General features: G+C 41.6%; 12 protein-coding genes. 8 read left to right on the top strand and 4 right to left on the bottom strand.

The window, feature by feature from the left end:
* Positions 1–11 precede the first annotated feature (11 nt).
* The 7 genes from QJ048_RS16895 (at position 12) to QJ048_RS16865 (ending at position 15,374) form a co-directional block, all read left to right on the top strand.
* Positions 12–1,157: a glycoside hydrolase family 88/105 protein gene (locus QJ048_RS16895; protein ID WP_282335582.1), complete on the top strand. Its 1,146-nt coding sequence runs from the start codon at positions 12–14 to the stop codon at positions 1,155–1,157.
* A 345-nt stretch (positions 1,158–1,502) separates the two neighbouring features.
* The gene (locus QJ048_RS16890; protein ID WP_282335581.1) at positions 1,503–5,567 is read left to right on the top strand and encodes a hybrid sensor histidine kinase/response regulator transcription factor; all 4,065 of its coding nucleotides are present in this window, start codon (positions 1,503–1,505) and stop codon (positions 5,565–5,567) included.
* 187 nt (positions 5,568–5,754) lie between these two features.
* The gene (locus QJ048_RS16885) at positions 5,755–8,775 is read left to right on the top strand and encodes a SusC/RagA family TonB-linked outer membrane protein (RefSeq protein WP_282335580.1); all 3,021 of its coding nucleotides are present in this window, start codon (positions 5,755–5,757) and stop codon (positions 8,773–8,775) included.
* Between the two features lie 91 nt (positions 8,776–8,866).
* Positions 8,867–10,492: a RagB/SusD family nutrient uptake outer membrane protein gene (locus QJ048_RS16880; protein ID WP_282335579.1), complete on the top strand. Its 1,626-nt coding sequence runs from the start codon at positions 8,867–8,869 to the stop codon at positions 10,490–10,492.
* A gap of 160 nt (positions 10,493–10,652) precedes the next feature.
* The gene (locus tag QJ048_RS16875; RefSeq protein ID WP_282335578.1) at positions 10,653–12,479 is read left to right on the top strand and encodes a glycoside hydrolase family 35 protein; all 1,827 of its coding nucleotides are present in this window, start codon (positions 10,653–10,655) and stop codon (positions 12,477–12,479) included.
* A gap of 292 nt (positions 12,480–12,771) precedes the next feature.
* Positions 12,772–14,088: a BNR repeat-containing protein gene (locus QJ048_RS16870; RefSeq protein ID WP_282335577.1), complete on the top strand. Its 1,317-nt coding sequence runs from the start codon at positions 12,772–12,774 to the stop codon at positions 14,086–14,088.
* A gap of 32 nt (positions 14,089–14,120) precedes the next feature.
* The gene (locus tag QJ048_RS16865) at positions 14,121–15,374 is read left to right on the top strand and encodes a DUF2264 domain-containing protein (protein WP_282335576.1); all 1,254 of its coding nucleotides are present in this window, start codon (positions 14,121–14,123) and stop codon (positions 15,372–15,374) included.
* Positions 15,375–15,527: 153 nt separating this feature from the next.
* Here QJ048_RS16865 and QJ048_RS16860 read toward each other — a convergent pair whose 3' ends face one another.
* A complete protein-coding gene (locus tag QJ048_RS16860) occupies positions 15,528–18,656 on the bottom strand; it encodes a zinc-dependent metalloprotease (protein WP_282335575.1) in 3,129 nt (1,042 codons plus the stop codon).
* Positions 18,657–19,128: 472 nt separating this feature from the next.
* Between QJ048_RS16860 and QJ048_RS16855 the strand changes: the two genes are divergently transcribed.
* Positions 19,129–21,012: a mechanosensitive ion channel family protein gene (locus QJ048_RS16855; RefSeq protein WP_282335574.1), complete on the top strand. Its 1,884-nt coding sequence runs from the start codon at positions 19,129–19,131 to the stop codon at positions 21,010–21,012.
* A 104-nt stretch (positions 21,013–21,116) separates the two neighbouring features.
* On the opposite strand, the gene QJ048_RS16850 is transcribed toward QJ048_RS16855, so the two are convergent.
* The 3 genes from QJ048_RS16850 to QJ048_RS16840 form a co-directional block, all read right to left on the bottom strand.
* Entirely contained in the window at positions 21,117–21,710 is a 594-nt protein-coding gene (locus QJ048_RS16850; protein ID WP_282335573.1) for a hypothetical protein, read from the bottom strand.
* Positions 21,711–21,746: 36 nt separating this feature from the next.
* Positions 21,747–22,526 carry a hypothetical protein gene (locus tag QJ048_RS16845; RefSeq protein WP_282335572.1) on the bottom strand — a complete coding sequence of 260 codons (780 nt, stop codon included), beginning with the start codon at positions 22,524–22,526 and terminating at the stop codon, positions 21,747–21,749.
* Between the two features lie 116 nt (positions 22,527–22,642).
* Positions 22,643–23,425 carry a hypothetical protein gene (locus QJ048_RS16840; protein WP_282335571.1) on the bottom strand — a complete coding sequence of 261 codons (783 nt, stop codon included), beginning with the start codon at positions 23,423–23,425 and terminating at the stop codon, positions 22,643–22,645.
* Positions 23,426–23,460: the final 35 nt, after the last annotated feature.

Genomic DNA, 23,460 nt, shown 5'->3' with positions numbered 1-23,460 from the left:
ACGATTTTACTATGAAACGATTTGCAAGCCTCAGCTTATTGATACTCACAGGATCATTGTTTTTTCTTTCCTGTAAAATTCACAAAAGCACCAAGCAGTTTGGCAACAGTGCAAAAGAAGTGTTAGACATTATCAACGTTGTAAATAATAAATGGCAATCAACACACTCTCCTGAGCAAAGATCTTTCTGGGATGTAGCGGCTTATCAAACAGGAAATATGGAAGCGTATGCTGTTACAAAAAACGAAAAGTACAGGCAATACGCAGAAGTCTGGGCAAATTACAATAACTGGAAAGGTGCAACTTCTGATGACACATCTGAATGGAAATATTCCTATGGCGAAAAGCCTGAGTTTGTGCTGTTTGGCGACTGGCAATGTTGTTTTCAAACCTACGCCGATCTGTATAATCTGGAAAAGGATGAGAAGAAAATAGCAAGGGCAAAACAGGTAATGGAATATGAAATGAGCACGTCAAAAAATGATTACTGGTGGTGGGCCGATGGCCTGTACATGGTAATGCCCGTGATGGTGAAATTGTATAAGACCACGCAAAACCCTCAGTATCTCAATAAGATGTATGAATATTTTGAGTACGCTAATTCAATCATGTACGACTCCACCGAAAAGATATACTACCGCGATGCTCGTTATGTTTTTCCTGCACATAAAACGGTAAATGGTAAGAAAGATTTTTGGGCAAGAGGAAACGGTTGGGTTTTTGCTGCTCTCGCAAAAGTTTTGAAAGACTTGCCCGCAAATGATCCACATAGAAGTGAGTACATAGCAAAATTTACCGGCATGGCAAAAGCGCTCAAACCCTTACAACAAGCCGACGGCTATTGGGCAAGAAGCCTGCAGGATGCAGAACATGCGCCCGGCCCTGAAACCAGCGGCACTGCATTTTTTACCTACGGCTTAATGTGGGGTATGAATAATGGTTATTTAGATAAAAATGAATTCCTGCCTGTAGTAAAAAAGTCATGGGCATATCTTACTAAAACTGCAATACAGCAGGATGGAACGATTGGTTATGTGCAACCTATAGGCGACAGGGCAATTCCTGGCCAGGTGGTGGATAAAAATTCTACCGCAAACTTTGGAGTAGGAGCGTTCTTGCTGGTGGCTTGTGAAATATACAGGTACTTGAGTAAATAGTTTCTGACCGACCTTGTTGTTTTTACCACAGAGTGAAGGAGGTTTTTTTTCACAGAGGAAAGGAGATTTGTTAACAGCATTCTCTTTCCTCGGACATCCAGCAAAGCTTCTTTTTTCCAAAGCAACTCCTCCTTTCCTCTGTGAAAAAAACTCTGCTCTCTCTGTGGTTAATTTGGCTATGCAACTCGACGACTTGTTGCATAAAGTGGTAACATCGAATTTTTTCCGATTAATTCTTTTCAAAAAAGTGAGTAATTACTTGATAAGTCTTTATGAAAAAGGTAATTTAATTGTGCGAATCACACTTATTTGCAACAAATAAGGATCACAAAGCTAACGATGCTCATGAGAAAGACTTTTTTGCTGGTTTACCTACTGGCTTTTTGCGTCATACTGCAAGCCAGAGATTTGCCAATCCGCTATTTAGGAATTGAGCAGGGGCTCTCCAATAATGTCATCACAACCATCTACCAGGATCATCGCGGTTTTATGTGGATAGGAACATATGACGGTCTCAATCGCTTCGACGGATATAATTTTAAAGTTTTCAGAAACATCATAGGAGACAGTACTTCATTGTCTACCAACAACGTGCTTTCCATTTGCGACGACGGAAAAAACAATATCTGGGTGGGCACGCAAAACGGACTGAATATTTTTAATCAACACAACGAAGCCTTCTGCAATCCAATTTACCTCGTTCATGGAAATGGAGCACAGCAACACTTGCAAGGCGAAGTGCTTTCCATTCTTAATATAAAGGATCAGCAGGTATTGGTAGGTACACGCACCAATGGTCTAATTGTGTTTAAAGGTGCATCGCACTTCGGTATACAGGTGCCGCTAAAGATTTCCGATAAAGAAGAATGGAACTACCAGGTGCATGCTATCAAGTATGATGAAGCAAGAAAAAGAATCTGGCTCTCTGTAAAAGGCAAGGGTATATTCTTGTTTAATATTGAAACAAATGAAATAACTCCGGCAACTGCAGCGGTTACTCAGGCAAATGTGATGGAGATTGACAGGCAAGGTAATTTGTGGTTGGGCACAAACAGCGACCTGGTTTACTACAATGCAAATACCCGCGAAACTTCTTACAATCGCCTTCCTTTAAGTACAACAGTGACGAGTTTATGTTTCGATAAAAAAGAAACATTGTGGATAGGTACAGATGGAGCAGGTGTTTTTCAACTGCCTCCAAATGCAAAGACAGCAACGGCTTTCAAGTCTTCAAATGGAGCGGAGCTGATCAATAGCAACGCTGTCTACTCCGTTTGTTGCGATAAGAATGGTCGCAAATGGATCGGTACTTTGCGCGGCGGTATCAATGTAGTGGAATGCAGCGAACCGTTTTTTGAACATGTGGTGTATAAAGGAAAGGTTCCAAGCAAAGTAGATAATTTTATTTTATCGTTCTGCGAAGATGGCCAGCACAACGTTTACATAGGTACAGATGGCGCGGGTTTGCGGTATTGGGACCGTCGTCACAACACCTATGTTACCTACAAAAGCGATCCTGATAACGCTGGTTCTATAAGCAGCAATTTCATCACCAATATTATTAAAGATGACCAGCAGGATATCTGGATTTCCACATGGTTCGGTGGTATAAACAGGCTTAAGAAAAACAGCAATCGCTTTGAGCGTTTTGAGTTATACAATCCAAATACAAACAGTCGTGAACCAAACGCATGGCTGGTATACCAGGATGCGCAAAAAAATATCTGGGCCGGCACAACCAATGACGGAAGTCTTTATCTCTTCAATAAAACGAAAAACAAGTTTGAAATTTTTGATCCTGCTATTGTAAACCTGCAAACCATTGCTGAAGACAAACAGGGGAATTTGTGGGCAGGCAATTACACCTCCCTCATAAAAATAGACAGGCTCAACAAAAAGCATCAGGTGTGTGCCGTTGGCCATCCCATCCGTTGCATCAGGGAAGATGCGAAAGGCCGTTTTTGGTTGGGTACACAGGATGGTGGTTTGCTATTGTTTGATCGTTCTACGGGAAATTTCAAACGCTTCACTACGTCGGAAGGTTTGCCAGGTAATACCATTCTTCGCATGCTGGAAGACAAGAGTGGTAACTTGTGGATGAGCACTTACAATGGACTCGTGAAGTTTGATCCCAATACCTATACATGCAACAACTTTTCTCAATCAGACGGTTTGCAAAGTAACCAGTTCAGCTTCAATGGCGGACTGGCGCTATCTTCAGGTGAGTTTATTTTTGGCGGCATTAATGGCTTCAATATTTTTAATCCGGACAGCGTAGTTGTTCGCAAAGACAATTCCGATATCTTTTTAACAAGCGTTAAAGTTGACAACAAGCCACTTGCGCAAAGCGATGCATCGTCTGCCGAAGTAGATGAACAAGCCATCAGGCAGATCACTTTGCCTTTCGATCGTTCTTCTTTATCCCTTGATTTTATTGCCCTTGATTATTCGACATCCGATAAGATTCGTTACGCATACATGCTGCAGGGTTGGGATAAAAGCTGGAACTATGTGAACAAAGGAAGAACCGCCAACTATTCCCGGCTGCTGGAAGGTAAATATGTTTTCCTTGTAAAAACATCCAACGCGGATGGCACTTGGGGCAATGCGACAAAGCTGCTGCAAGTGATCGTTCTACCTCCATGGTACAGAACATGGTGGGCCTACTCGCTTTTTGTGTTGGTAGCAGCGGCCATGATTCTTGCCTACATTAAATATGCACGCCGACAAGAACGACTCAAATACGAAATCAAACTGGCACATGTAAAGAATGAGCAGGATAAAATAATGGCTGAAAAGAAACTGTCGTTCTTTACCAATATTTCACATGAGTTTAGAACGCCATTGTCGCTGATCATTAATCCTATTAAAGAGAAGCTGGATGAAACGCCGGACTTTGCATTAACCATTGCCTACAGAAATGCAAGACGCATGCTCAGCCTGGTGGACCAGTTGTTGCTTTTCCGCAAGGCAGATAGCGGCGAGGATATGCTGAAGATTACACCGGTTAATTTGCAAATGCTTTGTGACGGCGTGTATCAATGCTTCATTCAACAGGCAAAAGCAAAGCAGATACAATATCAATTCACTGCTCCTGACACACCTGTTAATATATGTGTTGACGTGGAGAAAATAGAAATCGCCATTTTCAACTTGTTGTCCAACGCCTTTAAGTTCACACCAGAGAAAGGTTCCATTACATTTAAGATTGAAGAGAATGGCGAAGATGTAATTATCACGATCACAGACAGCGGATGTGGTATCGCAAAAAGTGATCAGGTGAAGATCTTCGAAAAATTTGCGCAGGCAGCAGATGCGGTTACACACAAATCCGGCTTTGGCATCGGGCTATATCTTGTAAAACATTTTGTAGAGGCACATAAGGGAAGTATCAAAATCAGCAGCGAGGTAAACAGCGGGTCGTCATTTTCCATACAACTTAAAAAAGAAAAACAACACTTGCAGGTTGCTGCACAACCTATTACAGAAGCGAATAATAATCAGTTGCTGGAAGAACTCGCTGCGGCAAATGATGACAAGTTCGCTGAAACGCTCACTGAAGAAATGCTGGCTTCCGGAAAAAAAGTGGAAGAAGTGATTACGGAAAAGCGTTCAATCTTGTTAGTCGACGACAGCCGCGACGTTCGCAACTATCTGAAGCTTTTGTTCAACGACAAATACATTTTGTACATGGCAGATGATGGGGTAGAAGGTTTGGCACTTGCTGATGAACATTTGCCCGATCTCATCATCAGCGACATCAACATGACGGAGATGGATGGGCTTGAATTGTGTGCCAAGATAAAACAGTCATCCAGGCTCAACCATATCCCTGTTATTTTGCTTACCGCTTCCACAGATATAGCTGTTCGCCTGAAAGGCATCGAAGGTGGTGCTGATGATTATATCACCAAGCCTTTTGATAAGGACCTGCTTACGGCAAGAGTGGAAACTATCTTGCGCAACCGCAGCCAGTTGCAGCAGTATTTCTTCGACAACATCACCTTGCGCAGTTCATCTGTAAAAGTATCTGCCGAATACCAGGACTTTTTACAACGATGTATTGAAGTGGTGGAAAATAATCTTGACGCAGATGATTTCAATATGAAGAAATTTGCGAGAGCCATGGGCATGAGTCACTCAAGATTGTATCAAAAGATTAAAGCAATCTCCGGTCAGTCACCCAATGCCTTCATTCGATCTATCCGTCTTCGCAGGGCAGCGGTGCTGATGTTAACTGGCGACATGAACATTACACAATCAGCAAATTATGTCGGCATCGGCGATGCCCGTTATTTCCGTGAACAATTTGTAAAGCTATTTGGGGTAATACCTTCTGAGTATATCAAAAAATACCGCCACACATTCAACAATACGTATAACACTATTAAGATCAAGGGGAAGGCATAACGGAGCACAGTGGGTATTTTTAAAATTGCTATTTTACCCACCCTTTTTTAAAGGTTTACCCCCCGTTCCCGTATCATTTCAAAACTAATATTACACTACCAAACAAGGTCATAGGATTGCTTGCAAACATTTTTCCAGGTGGGTGCAATTTCCTGCGATCTGATTGCTCACCAAACAAAAACGTTATATGAAAAAAGACCACTGCCTTCACCGGCAGACCAAACTGCTGCTATTGCTAATAGCCTGCTTTTTATTTGCTATTCCATTTTCTTACGCTCAAAATGCTACCCTTGCCGTTTCAGGAAGAGTAGTTGATTCTAAAAATGTTCCCATCACCGGTGCCACTGTTGTCGTGGAAGGGGCCAAAAACGGAACCGCCACAGATGCAAACGGTGCATTCAAGATTAATGTACCACAAGGTGCTGTTTTGCACATAACTGCCATAGGTTACCAGGAATTCAAAGTAAAGGTGGAAAGCGACAAATCAGTTACCGTTACAATGAAAGAGGATGAAGCCAAATTGATGAACGACGTAGTAGTGGTGGGTTATGGTACACAAAAAAGATCTGATGTAACCGGTGCAGTGGTTTCTGTGCCCAAAGCCAGATTATCCGAGTTACCGGTAACCAACGTTTACCAGGCGATACAAGGATCTGTTGCCGGCCTGAACATTAGTGCGGCATCATCTGTGCCCGGTTCTACACCTTCTGTAGGTGTGCGCGGACAAAACTCTGTGACTGCCAGCTCCGAACCATTTGTGGTAGTTGACGGTGTGCCTTTAACCAAAACCGGAGGATCGATCAATGATATCAACCCCAACGATATTGCTTCCGTAGAATTTCTGAAAGACGCTTCGGCCGTGGCTATCTATGGTGTAAACGGGTCAAACGGTGTAATGCTTATAACTACAAAAAGAGGAGCAACAGGTAAAGCACAGATCCGTTACAGTGGATATTATGGAACTGAAAGTATTGCACACATTCTTAAGCCAAGGGAGGGCGCGGCGTATGTACAAAAATGGAAAGACTATAACGCACAGTCTGGTTTAACACCTCAATACGATGTGCCAAACATAGCCGAACTTCCATATTACAACCAGGGAAAAACTACCGACTGGATGGATGTAATAACAAGACAAGGCATCATACAGGACCACAACCTTAGTATTTCCGGAGGAAACAAAGACGTGAAATATTATATTTCCGGCGATTACCTGGATGAGAAAGGACCATTGTACGGATATAATTACAAAAGAGCAAGCATCCGTTCTAACCTTGATATCAACATTACAGACTACCTCACAGTAGGTACTTCATTCTTCTTAGCAAACAACAACTACGACGGCGGACGTGTCAACATGCTGAACGGTTCAGCAATGAGCCCTTATGCACAGGTAACAGATGCAAACGGCATCTACATCATTTACCCAATGTATGCGGAATTGCTGTACACCAACCCAATGTTGCCACAATATACGGACCAGGTAAACCGCAGTACAAACGTTACTGGTAACGGCTATCTCGAACTCAAAATCCCTGGTAAACTAAAAGGGCTGAAATACAGGCTGAATGCCTCTTACACTTATCTGCCCACACTGCAGGGCAGCTATGTGGGCCGTATGGCAAATGACCTGAATGGTACTGCCAGCAAAACAAATACTCAAACGAAAAGCTACATCGTAGAAAACATCCTGACCTATACAAAAGACTTTGGTAAGAGTCATATAGATTTCACAGGCTTGTACAGCGCACAACAAAAACTGTTTGACTCTACAAGAGCGGGTGCAGTTGGTTTTATTAACGACCAGTTGTCTTTCAATAACCTTGGTGCAGGCGCTACGCAAACTTCTGCTTCATTTGCGAGCCAGTACAGGATCAACTCACAGATGGCTCGTATCAATTATAGCTACGACAGCCGTTACATGATCACCGGTACTGTAAGAAGAGACGGTTCTTCTGTAATTGGCGCAAACGCCGATAAATATGGATCGTTTCCTTCTGTGGGATTAGGATGGAACATCAGTAACGAACAGTTCATGAAAGGCATCAAAGCAATCAATCTTCTTAAACTGAGAGCTTCTTATGGTAAAACAGGTAACGAAGCAATTGGGCCATATTCTACCATAACAAAAGATAAACTTGCACGCTATCCTTTCAACGGACTTGCGTATACGGGTGTGGTTGCTGATAACCTGGGTAACAGCAAGCTGCACTGGGAATCTACAAAGGGCCTTAACCTTGGTGTCGACTTCTCGTTGGTGAACAATCGCATCGGGGGTTCAATTGATGTGTATCACACGAAAACAGATGGGATCATTCTAAGCCGCAACATTCCTGTAATGACAGGCTTTACATCGGTTTATGATAACATTGGAAAAGTGGACAACAAGGGTATTGAAGTAACGTTGAACACCAAGAATATTGCTACCAGTAATTTCCGTTGGGAAAGTACTATCACTTTCACCCGCAATAAAAACAAATGGGTTGATATTTATGGTGATGGAAAAAATGATGTAGGTAACAAATGGTTCATCGGTCAACCGGTTTTTGCTATTTACGACTACCAAATGACGGGCATCTGGCAGGAAGGTGAAGATCCATCTAAACAGGATCCATCTGCAAAACCAGGCTTTATCAAATTTGCAGATCTCAATCACGATGGAAAAATTACTGCTGACAGCGACCGCGTTGTGCAGGGACAAACCGCTCCAAAATGGTACGGTGGTTTTTACAACACCTTCCACTATAAGGATTTTCACCTGAGCATCTTCTTCCAAACAGTACAGGGCGTTACAAAAAATGACAATGACCTGAACTATGTAGACGAATCCGGTCGTCGCAATACGCCACAAGAAGTTGGCTACTGGACATCAGCAAACAAGAGCCAGGACTTTCCTGCACTTACTACTGCTGCCAACAATGCAAGACGCGGTTACGCTTACCCAAGAGACGCAAGTTATACAAGATTGAAAGACATCACACTTAGCTATACCGTACCGCAAAGACTGGTAGATAAAATGAAACTGGGAGGTTTGACAGCTTATATCAGTGGAAGAAATCTTTACACATGGACAAAATGGATCGGCTGGGATCCTGAAAACAACGTATCGCTAAGAGGTACAGGTACAGATGGTACGCTCGGTTCATGGACAAACAACTATCCAACCATCCGTTCATTTGTGTTTGGTTTAAATGTTTCATTAAAATAATTCTACCATTTTATAAAGACGCACACAACTTCATGAACAAGAGAAAAGAGTACAACGAACATTCATGGACAGTGCGATAAAAATATTAGATATGAAAAAAATTATTGTCATACTTTCAATTGCTTTTGCGGGGCTGCTCACCTTCTCGTCCTGTAGCAAAAGCTGGCTGGATGAAAAGCCATTGTCAGCTTACAGTCCAACAACATTAAATGACTCGCTCGGTTTCGAAGCTTCCGTAGTTGGTTTATACAATAACCTTGCAGCGTATCTGTGTTATTCTGGTAACCAGGGCTGGTTATGCGTTTGGCAGATAGGAACCGACATCGCTTACAGCGGTCAGCCGGAAGGAATCGAAACGCCATACTACAACTACACTTTGCTTAACTCAACTGATGGTGCATCAAACCGCGTGTGGACATGGTGCTATCAAACCATCAACAACTGCAATGTGATCATTCAGAATGTTGAAGATCCTTCACTAAAAGGAATGACTGATGCGAACAAAAAAGCAATAGATGGAGAAGCCCGTTTTTTTAGAGCATATTGCTATAATCAACTGGTACAGTGCTTTGGTAAAGTGCCGTTGGTAACAAAACCGATCACTTCGCCAAAAACAGATTTCACCCGCGCCTCAGTAGATTCAATCAATGCGTTGCTCGTAGAGGATCTTACTTTTGGTGCCGCTAACCTACCTGACATTGAAGCTGTAAAAGTAAGTAGTGGAAAAAAACTCTATGGCCGTGCAAACAAATACCAGGCGATGCAATTGCTTGCTGAAACATATCTGCGCATGGGGAAAAATGACCTGGCCGAGCAACAGGCACAGGCCATTATCAACAGCGGCCAGTTCAGTCTTACGAAACAGCGTTATGGTATTAAATCAACACAGGCCGGGGATTACTACTCTGATATGTTTCTGTATGGCAACGAACGTCGTGTGCAAGGCAACAAAGAAGCGCTTTGGGTATTGGAACAGGAAAATCCATCTTCTGTAGCAGGTGGTAACGTAGATAATGCACAACATCGTCGTGTGTGGGTGGCAGCTTATTACGCTATTTCAGGAATGAAGATTTGTGATTCACTAGGCGGAAGAGGTCTCGCCCGTTTGCGTTTGAACAACTGGGTTCTCTATGGTTTGTATCCACAGGGAGACATGAGAAATTCTCAGTTCAACATTCACAGACAGTTAATTTATAACGATCCAGCTTTCCCTACAACCTATGGAAAACCGGTTCCGTTGAACAATGCAGATACTATCTTTAGAACTTGCCCGTATTCTACTAAGTGGGGGTTCTATGATCCTAAAGATGATTTTGGTTATGCAACACTTAAAGATTTTATCTTGATGCGTTTGGGTGAAACATATTTGCTATTGGCCGAGGCGCAGATCAAACAAGGCAAAACAACCGAAGCCGCAAACTCAATTAATGCATTGCGTACAAGAGCGCAGGCGCCGCTGGTAACCGCAGCAAATATGACGATGGATTTTTTGCTTGACGAACGTGCAAGAGAACTGGTAGGTGAAGAAAACAGGCGTTTGACATTGACACGTACAGGCACACTTGTTGACAGAGCTTTGAAATATAACGCTGTAGCAAATCCTACAACATATTCCATCAAAGGGCTTACTTCAACAAATCTTTTAATGCCGATTCCACAAAGCCAGATCGATCTTAACAAAGATGCGAAACTGGAACAAAACACAGGATATAACTAACAGTCAAAAAAACATTGGCAGCGGCAATAGCTGCTGCCAATTCTTCAAATCGATGTTGTTTAGTTAACGAAATGAGGGACTACCGTTAATGCCCTACGGGCAATATAGACAGTTCCAGTTATTTCTATTGATATCGTTTCCGCTCCACAAAGAGAGAGATATGAAGAAGATATTACTATGCCTTTCATTGGGCCTTATAGCGCTGTGCCCGCAACTAAAAGCACAGAAAGTTCAACACACATTTGCATTGGGCGATTTTAGTTTTTTGCTTGACGGCAAGCCATTTCAAATGATTTCCGGTGAGATCCATTATCCGCGTGTACCACGCGAAGCATGGAGGCAAAGAATGAAAATGGCGAAGGCAATGGGACTCAACACCATTGGTACTTACGTTTTTTGGAACGTGCATGAACCTCAAAAAGGTCAATACGATTTCAAAGGCAATAGTAATATTGCTGAGTTCGTAAAAATTGCGCAGGAAGAAGGCTTGTGGGTCGTGCTCAGGCCGAGCCCATACGTATGTGCAGAATGGGAATTTGGCGGCTACCCATACTGGCTGCAAGACGAAGAAGGATTGATCGTGCGCAGCAAAAATCCCAAGTACCTTGAAGCATACAAAAAATATATTCTGCAGGTTGGTAAACAATTATCACCTTATCTGATTACACACGGTGGAAATATTCTTATGGTGCAGATTGAAAATGAGTATGGTTCCTATGGATCTGACAAAGAATATTTATCCATCAATGAAAAATTATTTCGCGAAGCGGGATTCGACGGAATCCTTTATACATGCGACCCTGCGAGGGATGTAGAAAAAGGTTATTTGCCCGGCTACCTTCCCGCAGTGAATGGTGTTGACAATCCTGAAAGAGTAAAATCTATCGTAAAAAAATATCACGAAAACAAAGGCCCGTTCTATGTAGCAGAATGGTATCCTGCATGGTTCGACTGGTGGGGGCAAACTCATCACACAGTGCCTGCGGAAAAGTATACAGGAAGGTTGGATACGCTGCTAAGCGGAGGTCTTTCTGTAAACATGTACATGTTTCACGGTGGCACTACGAGAGATTTTATGAACGGCGCTAACTGTTATGACTCGGGCTTCTATGAGCCGCAGATCAGCAGTTATGATTATGATGCGCCACTTGATGAAGCGGGCAATGCGACAGAGAAGTTTATGAAATTCAGGCTGGTCATTCAAAAACATTTACCTGCAAACCAGTCATTACCTGAAGTTCCCCCAGCAAAACCCTCCATTACTTTACCCTCTATTCACTTTGTTGAAACTGTTAATCTCTCATCGATTCTACCAAAACCTGTGCATGCGGAAATGCCAATGACTTTTGAGGCACTGCACCAACCTTACGGATTTGTTTTGTACCGCACTAAACAAACCGGCGGCATCAGCGGAATGCTTTGGATAAAAGAATTACGCGACTACGGCATCGTATTCATCAATGGAAAAAAGATCGGTGTTCTTGACAGACGTTTGAAACAAGACAGTATCGCTGTTGACTTGCCGGCCGGCGAAGTAACAATAGATATTTTCGTAGAAAACCTCGGCCGTATCAACTTCGGCCCCAACTTACTAAAGAACAACAAAGGGATTACAACTAGCGTAGCATTGAATGGCAAAGTGCTGAAAGGTTGGGACATGTATTCATTGCCTTTCCAACATATAGAAGACATTAAGTTTGGTAAAACGGCAATATCAAATGATCAACCTGTGCTCAAGAGGGCATATTTCAATATAACAGAAACCGGAGACACTTACCTCGATATGCGCAACTGGGGCAAAGGATCTGTTTGGATAAACGGCCATAACCTCGGTAGATATTGGTACGTAGGCCCGCAACAAACATTGTATGTTCCCGTAGAATGGTTGAAGAAAGGAAAGAATGAAATAGTGGTGCTGGAATTGCTGAAGCCGCAAGACGAATTAAGCAGCCTGAGTAAACCGATACTGAGTGAAGTGAGGAAGTGATGGAATAACTGAGTAAGTGAATAACTGATGTTCGCATGATTAAGATGCTATAATTGTTAAACACTCGTGCATCGTCATTGCGAGCCCGCGGAGAATGAATGATCAAATGGAAAAAATAAAAGTCAAAAATCAGCGAACGGGCGAAGCAATCTCAGCAGCGGGTGTGGCAGTGAGATTGCTTCGCTGCGCTCGCAATGACGTGTAGCAGCGAAACCATTTGCAATCATCACGATGTTCCCAATTATTTTCCTAAATTCAAACTTTTGTAGAAGTACAAAAGCACTTTACCAACATGATCAAACATTGCCTTTCATTCATCATCATATGCTGCAGTTTCGCTTGCCTCGCACAAAAGAAAGGCATCACTGTTGCCGGCACATCAATCGTTGGTGAAGGCTGGGCAAACAACTCCGTTAACGTCACCGTCTTTAGAAAAAACTCACTGGTAACAAACAACAATACACAATACATTGCATTTTACGACAAGGACAAATTCGTTGTTGTAGGAAAAAGAACATTGCCTTCCGGCAAATGGCAACTGCAACGAACAGCTTTCACCGGCAATGCGGATGATGCACACAATGTTATCAGCATAATGACCGATGGTGATGACTTCCTGCACATCGCATGGGATCATCACAACAATAAGTTGCACTATGCAAAGTCTGTATCACCCGGCTCCCTTGAGTTTTCGCCGCAAACCGGCATGACTGGTATACACGAAGGCAAAGTGAGCTATCCAGAATTTTATCGCTTGCAAAATGGTGATCTCTTATTTTTCTATCGCGATGGAGGCTCTGGAAATGGTAACCTGCTCATCAACAAATATTCCGTTAAGGACAAGCAATGGAAGAACTTGCAACAAAATCTTATTGATGGCGAAGGGAAGCGGAACGCTTACTGGCAGGCGTGTACAGACGAACAAGGCGGTATTCACATTTCATGGGTTTGGAGAGAAAGTCCTGATGTTGCGAGCAATCATGATCTGTGTTACACCGTATCCAAAGATGGCGGTATGACATGGCAAAAATCAAACGGCGAAAAATATACACTGCCTATTACTGCCTCAACCGCAGAGGTTGTATGCCATATTTCACAGCATAGTGAGCTGATCAATCAAACATCCATGGTGGCTGATAAATCTGGAAATCCCTACATCGCCTCTTACTGGCGGGAAGCAAACGACAGCGTGCCGCAATATCATGTAGTGTTTAAAACAGGTAGCGATTGGAAAACCAATTCGTTATCATTTAGGAAAACACCATTTTCATTAAGTGGTGCGGGAACCAAACGAATTCCAATTGCACGCCCACAGCTCATTGCATGGCAGGCGGGAAAACAATTTTCAGCAGCGTTGTTGTTTCGCGATACAGAACGGGGGAGCAAAATTTCAATAGCTTATTGTGAGAATTTGTCAGCCAATAAATGGAGTGTAAAAGATATTTACGAAGAAAATGTAGGAGCATGGGAACCAACATATGATACAGAGCTTTGGAAACAAAAACATCGCCTGCATGTTTTCGTGCAAAAAGCAGAACAGGTCGACGGGGAAGGTAAAGCGAACGTAAAGCCAGAAATGATAAAGGTTTTAGAGTGTTTGGTAAAATAGCATTCTCAATAAAAATAATCAACGTGTTTATTATGAAAACAAAATGGATATTACTGTTAGGAGGATTATGCATTGGAAGCATTGGATTTGCTCAAAAGAAAAGCAAAGCAAAAACTGAAACTAAAACTGAAGTAACCGGATTAGACGACAGAAAATTCTGGATCGCTCAGTTGGATAAAATGGTGCAGCCTGTGATGCGAAGCCTTGCTCATGACAGCTTGCGCATCAACATGCCGACAACGGTTTCCATACATATTGATAATGCAGAGCATCGTAAGAAAGTGGCCTACCTTGAAGTATTGGGACGTACGCTAAGCGGCATCGCTCCGTGGCTGCAACTTGAAGGTGGTTCAACTGAAGAAGTTACACTACGCAATCAATATCGTCAATGGGCCTTGCAAGGTGTAAAGAATGCATTGGACTCTTCTGCAAAGGATTTCATGCGGTTTGATATTGGCGGGCAACAACTCGTTGATGCATCCTATCTCGCTTATGCTTTCATAAGAGCCCCATGGTTGTGGCAAAACCTTGACACCGTTAGTAAGCAACGTCTGGTTGCTTCCATCAAAACGACAAGACAATTCAAACCTGTTTTTTCCAACTGGTTATTGTTCTCTGCCATGAATGAAACGTTTTTCGCAAGGTTCGGCTACGAGTGGGATCCGATGCGTGTTGACTTCGCCATGATGCAGCTGGAGCAGTGGTATCGCGGCGATGGCATGTACTCAGACGGAGAGGGCTACGCCTTTGATTATTACAACAGCTATGTAATTCATCCTTATCTCGCTACCATTTGCGACATCATCGGAACAAAGACCAGTGCGTACAAAGAAATGATTCCGAAAATCTATAAACGCAACGAACGTTACGCGATCATCCAGGAAAGATTGATCAACGACGATGGCACTTATCCTGCAACGGGACGCTCTATTATTTATCGCGGTGCCGCATTTCATCACCTGGCAGATATGGCATGGAAAAAAAGATTACCTGCGCAACTTTCACCTGCAAGTGTGCGTTGTGCCTTGACAGCAGTGATCAAAAAAACATTGGAAAGCCCAACGACTTATACAAAAGAAGGTTGGTTAACAATCGGCTTGTATGGCTCACAACCAAGTCTTGGTGATTTTTATAACAACTCGGGAAGTCCGTATATCTGTTCAAATGTTTTCTTGCCGCTGGGGCTTCCGGCAACAGATGATTTTTGGGCAAAGCCTGCGGAAAAATGGAGCGCACAAAAAATATGGAGCGGAGAAGATTTTCCAAATGATCATAGTGTGAAATAGAAATTGAAAGTTTGAAAATGAGGAGTTATGGTGCCGTAGGGGCGAATCGCATTCGCCCCTAAAAATCTAAAACTCTCAATCAATAAGGTTTAAGTATAATGCCTTGTTGATTGAGAGCTATCATCACACACATATTGCTACGTGATTAAAACCTTATTGTTTTATAAACTTCGTATTTACTACTTTGCCATTTTCCGGTATCATGCGTAAGATATATTGCCCCGCAGGCAAATTGGCAACATCAATATTCTCTTTCTTGCCAAAGTTTGATGCCTTTACTTGTTTCATTAATTTTCCATCTATAGAAAAAATGGTTATCCCCGCAGCTTTGCTTGTTTGTTTATTGCATTCAATCGTTATCATACTTTGCACGGGGTTCGGATAAATAGTAAATTTGGTTTGCTCTGCAAAGTTCAAGGTGGCAATCTTGCTATATGAAATGTTCCCGGTTAACTCAATCTCTTTAATACGATAATAGTTGTTGCCCTCCAAAGGATTGTTGTCGGTAAATACATAATGATTAGACATCTCCGGCAACTGTGAAGTAGAAATACTTCCCAGCTTCGAATAGTTCATGCCATTGTAACTTCTTTCAACTTCAAATAGGCTTATGCCTTTATTCGTAGCAATTTCCCAGTCCAACATCGCTTTATTGTTAATTGCTACACCCTTGAATGAAATAAAATCAATTGGCAAAGGCGTTACAACCGGTATGCCTATTCCGAACCCCGAAAAGCCTGTATAGGAAAAATTGCCACTCACTATAAAGTCCGATGCATATTGACTGTTTGTTGAATTCACATAACTGACGTTGGAACTATGTGGCGAAGCTGGTGAGATATCTGGAACATAGTAACCATTAGATACTTTTACGATTTGGGCATTATCAAGATTTTGGCTAGTGGTAGTGCGCCATCCGTTTATTTCTTCCTTCTTGAAATACAGCGAAACCACGTAGCTGCCGTTTGGTGTGTTGTTTGACGGAACTATCTTAAATGTTTTATCGGCAAGATAATGGGATGGGTCAGTATCCCAGAACTTGCTGGCATTTGTTCCCTGCCTGTCGATGGAAACTGTTGTGCATCCATAATCATGATCAGTGAGGTTTTTAACTCGTGCCAATACATTACCGGCAGAAGAAACAAAATATACATCGGCATAAGGCCCAAAGTATTCTGTTTGAGTTGTTGAGATGGTTGTAGCCACAGCATTGCCTGGTAAGCCATATGTTATTTTAAGATTAGGTTTGAAGCTACTATAACTATTAACCGAAAACGATCCTGAACAGGTCATTGTGCCGCTACTATTAAATATGAAATTTGAATACCCTGCACCGCCACCATCATCCATATAACCCAGTATATTATCGGTACCTGCTCCAATGCTTCCGTTATCCCAGCAAATTTCAATGCCTAAGTTGCTAACTCCATCCCAGGCAAAAGGGGTGTCAAATATAAACTCGTTCCAGCCGGTTGTGGTGCTGTAAGAACTATAAGTTTTTACAGTAGTGAGTGAGGATGCAGTAAGCGCATGACTTGCTGCGTCTCTTAAAAATGCTGTTGAAGTATTTGTAAGCTTAACAGTGAAGCCGGTAAATGGAGCTGTTGTGTTTTTTTGTTGAACGTTAAACGAAATGCTATTGATTGATACGTTAGCCGGTATGCCTGCTGCTGTAAGCTCAGATGCTGTATAAAGCAGTTGTGATTTTACTTTACTGTATCCGCCTTGATTAAAGGCTCTGGGTGCAGATGAAGTTTGTCCGTTTTCAATAAACGAACTGGCTGGAGTGCCCGGCACAATGGGAGGCAGGTCGTTATCTGCTATGTTAATGGTAAGGGTTGGAGCCAGCTCTCCTTTTACAGTTCCGCCTCCTGACACTGAAAAATCAAGGATAACAGACTCAGTGGATTCTGTTGCCTTGTCATCATACACCCTTACTGTGAAGGAGCGTGCGGCTATTAAGCCTGCAGGAAATGTAAGTATCGTCGATGGGTTATTAAAATCGCCATTCGTTGTTAAATCAAAATCAGCTTTTGCGTAAGCTGTTCCGGAAACATTCAACTGTACAATCGCATTAGTGCCAATAGGAGCGCTTCCTATGGTCATATTGAATGTGTAATCTTTATATCCTCTGCAGTCGAGGGTTGCAGAGCTTGCTTCCGATATCAATGTTTCCTTTATTTCAAAATTGACTTTTGGCGCACAGGCAGGTGTTACGTTTGTAGGAATCAGTGCCATGTTTGTTTTAGCAATCAAATTAGCTCTTGTGGAGTAGGTAGCCATGGCTGCCAGCATCCGGTTTTTTTGATCTGCTGTAAAAAGAGTTGCACAATTTGTATAGTTCATAAAGTTGTGCTCTGTGTTGATACTATACGGCTTGCCTGTGCAGGTATTGGTGCCTGTACGACAGGCAAAATCGATTGCCCCATTATTTTGATTAAAGGTAATAGGATCGGTATCGCAGATAAAATCTCCATCCTTTGTACAATCATTATTTGCGGGGCATTGGTTGTATTGAGAAGAGCCTTCAAACGGGTGACGTAAGTCAAGCGCATGCCCTATTTCATGTGACAATGCCTTATTGCCGGATCTCATAACGTTGGCAAGTATTATTGTGCCATCATACGCAGGTGTAATCGATGGTAGCGCGGCAAATGCCCCTGTGTATTGGCCGGACGTGCCATCATTTCCATCAATTTTGTTAACAACGTAAATGTTGTAGTAATTGTCTGTATTCCATCTGCAATAATCTTTTATCTGGTTGGCGGGTACTCCGGAACTAGAGTTGCGGACTACGCCATATGTTGCATAGTCCGGTATGGAAGATGCGTTTACTCTGTCGATGCCATTTGTCGTATTACAATTAGGGTCTCTTTTTGCGAGGGCAAATTGTATTTGCACGTCGCCAACACCTTCACCCCCGGGAAGAGAGCCATTGTAAACACTATTGAGATAGTCAATCGCCTTCTGTATTTGATCATCTGAAGGGTTGTAAAGGGAGCCTATTGCTTCGCCAGTGTGAACTATGTGAACAACAACAGGGATTACATATAACGGGCTTGCACCTCTTTGGGATATTTTCAGATTGGGATGCGTTGCAATATAAGTTTGCATTTGCGCATTTTTTTCCATCACAAAAGCCTTGTACAGAGGGTCCTTCATGAGGTCGCTTTGATATTTGTCAAATCCACAAACTTCCTGCGCCTTCAAATAATGAAACTGCAAAATGCTTAACAGGATAAAGACGATTGGAACAATAATTTTTTTGCAAAGAACCGGCATACGATAAGTGTTTTATAGATAAGTTCTGAACGACCAGGATTTTGGGGAATGTTTAATATTATTTAAGCAATAGTAAATGCTGGCGAATGTATAGCGAGAGAAGCAATATTCGTTTATAAATAAGTTTGTTCTATTTAAAAAACAGACAGAATTCTAGAAATTATATTTGAGAGTCAAAACAACCTGATTTTGTTAGAATTAGTTTCTCAGAAAATACGAATGAAAACCATTCAGATACTACGAACCACCAGGCTAAGAACTTTCTAAACTACAGAGAGTTAACAAAGATTTTTTTAAATAGGAGTAAACGGAGATTGGTGACAATCATTCTTTTTTCTTTTTCATGAATATTTGCTTATCGCGAAGATATTTCTCCTTCACATCTATGTAAAAAGAACTCCATTTCCTCTACGGTTAGAAATTGAACAATAATGCGCTTCAATTGTTGGCTAAAATATTATAGCTGTAGTTTATGCCGTTTTATAAAGACTTCAGGATAGCAACCGTATTTTCCAAGGCGGGGCTATCCGTTAAATTGTCCTCTTTTTTGTTGCTGTTTGTTTTGACTACAAGCATTGCTTTTTGTCAGCAAAAGGACACTACAGCAGCAAACAAAGACACCATACACCGCACAGATGTAGAACAATTACTGATAAAACAGGAACAGCAAAACCAGCTTGACTCTGTACTAAAAGAGCAATGGAAAAATGTTCTTGATAGTCAGCCCGATAAGAGAAGAAAAGCACTGGAATCTAATATTGGCAAGATCCTTTTTGAAGATTCCCTCCGGAGGGAGCGAGAACTTAAAACAATAGATTCTCTGAAAAAAATTACAACGGGCCACCCCGTTATGCTTCATGCCGATACACTCTTTCTTGTCTATGTTGGCATCGGGGCATTTGGTACAAAAGAAAGAACGCAGGCAATAGCCGGAAAAATAAAAAAGATATACGAGCTTCCTTTTTACTACACGGACACGTTTAAGATTGTCAACAACGGAATAGACCTCGATATCGTTTACGATGATATTACCGTTCTGTCTGTTTCCAATTTGGATGCGATGTGGTTCGGACAAAGTAAGCAGCAACTGGCTGAGCACTACAAAACCATCATCGCTAGCGAGATCGAAAAGGAAAGGCAGGAGTACAGTTTCAAAAACCGCCTGAGAAGGATATTGGTGGCTGTTGGAACTCTCGCTGTCCTATTACTGTTGATAAGAGTGATCAGCCTGTTTTTTAGAAGAATTGCCGTCTACGCACATGCAAGGCGCGACAGATTTTTTAAGGGCGTTACATTTAGAAAATTTCAACTAATCTCTCAGCGAAAGCATTTAAGTCTGTTTCTGCGGTCCCTGAAATTTATTAAAGCAGGATTGATACTGTTGATGATATACGCGTCACTTTCATTTCTTTTCAGCTTGTTTCCCACAACCATGGGTTGGACGGAAACCTTGTTAAGTTGGATATTGACGCCTGCAAAGGCTTTGTGGCATGCGTTCGTTAAATTTCTGCCGGATCTCTTTACAATACTTGTGATTTACTTCGTGTTCAATTACCTCATCAAAATCATCAGGTATTTTGTGTTGGAGATTGAAGATGACAAGATTCGTGTAAGTGGCTTTCATCGCGATTGGGCACGCCCCACTTTTAATATACTCCGGTTTTTGTTATATGCGTTCATGTTGGTCATCATATTTCCTTATTTGCCCGGCTCGCATTCACCGGCGTTCCAGGGAGTGTCAGTGTTTTTGGGCGTACTGCTTTCATTGGGATCAAGCAGTGCCATTTCAAATATTGTATCAGGACTTGTTATTACCTACATGCGTCCTTTTAGAATTGGAGACCGGGTTCAAATTGGTGAAGTGATTGGTGATGTTACAGAAAAAAATATGCTTGTAACCCGCATCAGAACTATAAAAAACGAAGACATTACAATTCCTAATTCAAGCGTGTTGTCGAGTAGTACAATCAATTATTCCAGCAACACAAAACCAACCGACACTGGGTTAATACTGCACACAACAGTTACTATTGGTTATGATACGCCATGGCAGCAAATACACAGAGCTCTCATAAATGCTGCCAACAGAACTGATTTAATATTACAGCAGCCAGAACCTTTTGTTTTGCAAACCAGCCTCGATGATTTTTATGTTTCTTATCAACTCAATGCCTACACGAAAGATGCCAATGAACAGGCAAACATATATTCACAGCTCCATCAAAATATCCAGGATTGCTGTGCAGAAGCAGGCATTGAAATTATGTCGCCACATTATAGATCGCAGCGAGACGGCAATACTACAACAATCCCAGAGCAATATTGGAAGGAAGGAAACAAATCTTCTGATACGTAGCGATGAGTTGCTTTCCATGGATAAAGGATAGACTGGCCGTAGTGATCAGGATTCATTACAATTTCAAACGGCTGTTACTGGCTCGCGAGGTGAAGGCTTATGTTTTAAGATGCTAAAAAGTCAAGATCAAAATAATAGCGTGCAGGATTTGACTTGTCCACGTAAAGCGTTGTTTGTTTTTGCTGAATAAGGTAAAAACCTAAAGTTACTTTGTCCCTCGGTATCACCCGGCTGACAAATCTATCCGTATGCCCCGTGCGGCTGTTGTCTCTTGAGAAAATGATCACCGTCTGGTTGACCTGCACCTGTTCTGGTTTCTGTATATCGTAAGCGGATATAGCGCCCCATCCGTACATGTTTATCTCAATCGCATGAAGCATTATGTTATCAGAGCCATTATTTTTTTCCCGTTCCTCAACATAGCTATGCTCTTTAAGTTCACATTGCGTGAGGTCCACCATTATTTTCTCTCCGTTCTCTTTAATATCGCGGATAGCTTCCATCAGACGTTTTTGATGGCTTTGTACCTCGGAAGAAGGGGTGTTGCGAAGAAGCCAAAAGCCAATACCAAACATGATCAATCCTACGAGCCAGAATAAAAATGAATTGGGAATCAGATCGCCTTTATAATGTCTGAAAAATGTAACAGTGAGGAAGCCCAGAACAAAAAAGAAATATGCTAAAAAACGTTGCTTCATAATTGGTTGGTGGTTGATTAAGGGGTTAAGTATGGTTTAATCTATCCGATAGAAAAAAGTACCCGTTGCTACACTTGGTTTCCAGTTCTGTTTTTTCAGATGATCTGGTTGCAACTCGTCAAAAAGTTTTTTGCTGCCATCGATCGTCATTGTGTATTGATCTTGGTATTTTTTATTTTTTTCGCTTAAATAATACTTGATACTATAGTCATCTTTAGATACAATTTTTTCAATTGAAGGTTTGAGGTAGTCGCTGATGGCTTTGGGGCTGGAGAATGTTTCATTGTTGGGAAATTGTATTTCAAAACTGCCTTCATATTTGAAAGAAGGGGAATAGCAAAATAGAAATGATTTGTTCTCCCTTTGCAGCTTTAAATATTCATCGTATTCTTCTCTGGTATTAAATTTTTTTTCCTCCGACTTGTAATCAAATGGATATTTGTCTGCCAGCTCTTTTACTTTATCAATGTCGAATGCATAAGAATGCCCTTTTTGTAATGCACAGTTTAAGGGTGGGTTGACGAACGAGAAATCTATTTGAAAAGAATTTTGAACCATAGTAATATGGAAGTCAGGGTTTCCAATAACATTAGATACTTCTTTGCCAAGTGTCAATGTGGCAAGTGCCTTTTTTATGGTCGCGGAATCCTCAATAATGAAGTTTAGATATTGATAAGTTTTTTGTTTGTCATACAGGGGATAATAGCCGATAAGCTTTGTATTAGCGTCTACCTTGGTCGTGTCAAACAAAGGTTTCTCTTGTGCCGAAAGTTTTAATGAGGAAAAAAGAGTAGCGGCCAGGATAAATCGTTTCATAGTTTAGTGTTTAACACGACGTCTTGTATTAGGGTTAATTAATGCTCCTTCGGTTAAGGCTGACGCGATGCGCAAATATATCAAGTAGGTTGGGAAAATGTTGGAATATTAAAAAATCATCGCATCGTTCTGTAAAAAAAATATCCTTTCGCAACGTTCTGCTTCCAGTTTTGATTTTTTAAGTTCTCCACATGCAAATTATCATACAGTTCGCGGGTTCCATAAATGGTTATCACAAACTGTTTTGGATCAGCAAGATTTCTGTCATCTAAAATGTATGAAATACTGTATTTGCCCTTGGGCACAAATTTTTCAATCAGCGGTGCCAGTGTGTCGTGAATTGCAGTCGGGCTTGGGTATTTTTTGTTCCGCGGAAATTGTATTTCGAAAGTGCCGTCAAATGCAAAGGAGCTGGTATAAGCAAACAAAAAGAAATCATCTTTCTTCTGCTTTTTTAAATATTCTTCATATTCATTTAGAGTATTGAAGGATAGCGCATCAAACCTGTAATCGAACGGGTTTTTTTCTGCCAACGCTTTTATTTTGTCAATACTGATCGTGTAGAAATTGTCGTTAACAAGTATGCAGTTCATATCCGGATTGACCATCCACGATTGCGTTTTTTTATAGTCCTGGATAATGTCTATCCGGAAATCCATGTTTGTGTAGTCTGATTTTATTTCTGTACCCAAAGGCAATGATGTAAGGACCTTTTTTATTTTGGCAGGATCCTCGATAATGAAGTTTAAATAGTAAAACTTTTTTTGTCTGTCGAATTGATCATATCGCCCGATTAGTTTAGTATGAGAATCGATCCTGCTGGTGTCAAATAGAAGTTTATTTTGCGCAGCAAGGTTCAGTGAATAAAATAGGGTTATGATCAGAAAATATTTCTTCATAGCTGTACAGACCTTTGTACAATTTTAGAGTTTGG

The sequence above is a fragment of the Pinibacter soli genome (genome assembly GCF_029961145.1).
In the GTDB taxonomy this organism is placed as follows: Bacteria; Bacteroidota; Bacteroidia; order Chitinophagales; family Chitinophagaceae; genus Pinibacter; species Pinibacter soli.
The sequence above is the reverse complement of the archived record's forward strand: the minus strand, read 5'-3'. Positions and strand labels throughout refer to the sequence as shown.

Excerpts from the sequence above, each read along its gene's own strand:
- QJ048_RS16895 (WP_282335582.1), top strand. The coding sequence starts at position 12 with ATGAAACGATTTGCAAGCCTCAGCTTATTGATACTCACAGGATCATTG.
- QJ048_RS16890 (WP_282335581.1), top strand. The coding sequence starts at position 1,503 with ATGAGAAAGACTTTTTTGCTGGTTTACCTACTGGCTTTTTGCGTCATA.
- QJ048_RS16885 (WP_282335580.1), top strand. The coding sequence starts at position 5,755 with ATGAAAAAAGACCACTGCCTTCACCGGCAGACCAAACTGCTGCTATTG.
- QJ048_RS16880 (WP_282335579.1), top strand. The coding sequence starts at position 8,867 with ATGAAAAAAATTATTGTCATACTTTCAATTGCTTTTGCGGGGCTGCTC.
- QJ048_RS16875 (WP_282335578.1), top strand. The coding sequence starts at position 10,653 with ATGAAGAAGATATTACTATGCCTTTCATTGGGCCTTATAGCGCTGTGC.
- QJ048_RS16870 (WP_282335577.1), top strand. The coding sequence starts at position 12,772 with ATGATCAAACATTGCCTTTCATTCATCATCATATGCTGCAGTTTCGCT.
- QJ048_RS16865 (WP_282335576.1), top strand. The coding sequence starts at position 14,121 with ATGAAAACAAAATGGATATTACTGTTAGGAGGATTATGCATTGGAAGC.
- QJ048_RS16860 (WP_282335575.1), bottom strand. The coding sequence starts at position 18,656 with ATGCCGGTTCTTTGCAAAAAAATTATTGTTCCAATCGTCTTTATCCTG.
- QJ048_RS16855 (WP_282335574.1), top strand. The coding sequence starts at position 19,129 with ATGCCGTTTTATAAAGACTTCAGGATAGCAACCGTATTTTCCAAGGCG.
- QJ048_RS16850 (WP_282335573.1), bottom strand. The coding sequence starts at position 21,710 with ATGAAGCAACGTTTTTTAGCATATTTCTTTTTTGTTCTGGGCTTCCTC.
- QJ048_RS16845 (WP_282335572.1), bottom strand. The coding sequence starts at position 22,526 with ATGAAACGATTTATCCTGGCCGCTACTCTTTTTTCCTCATTAAAACTT.
- QJ048_RS16840 (WP_282335571.1), bottom strand. The coding sequence starts at position 23,425 with ATGAAGAAATATTTTCTGATCATAACCCTATTTTATTCACTGAACCTT.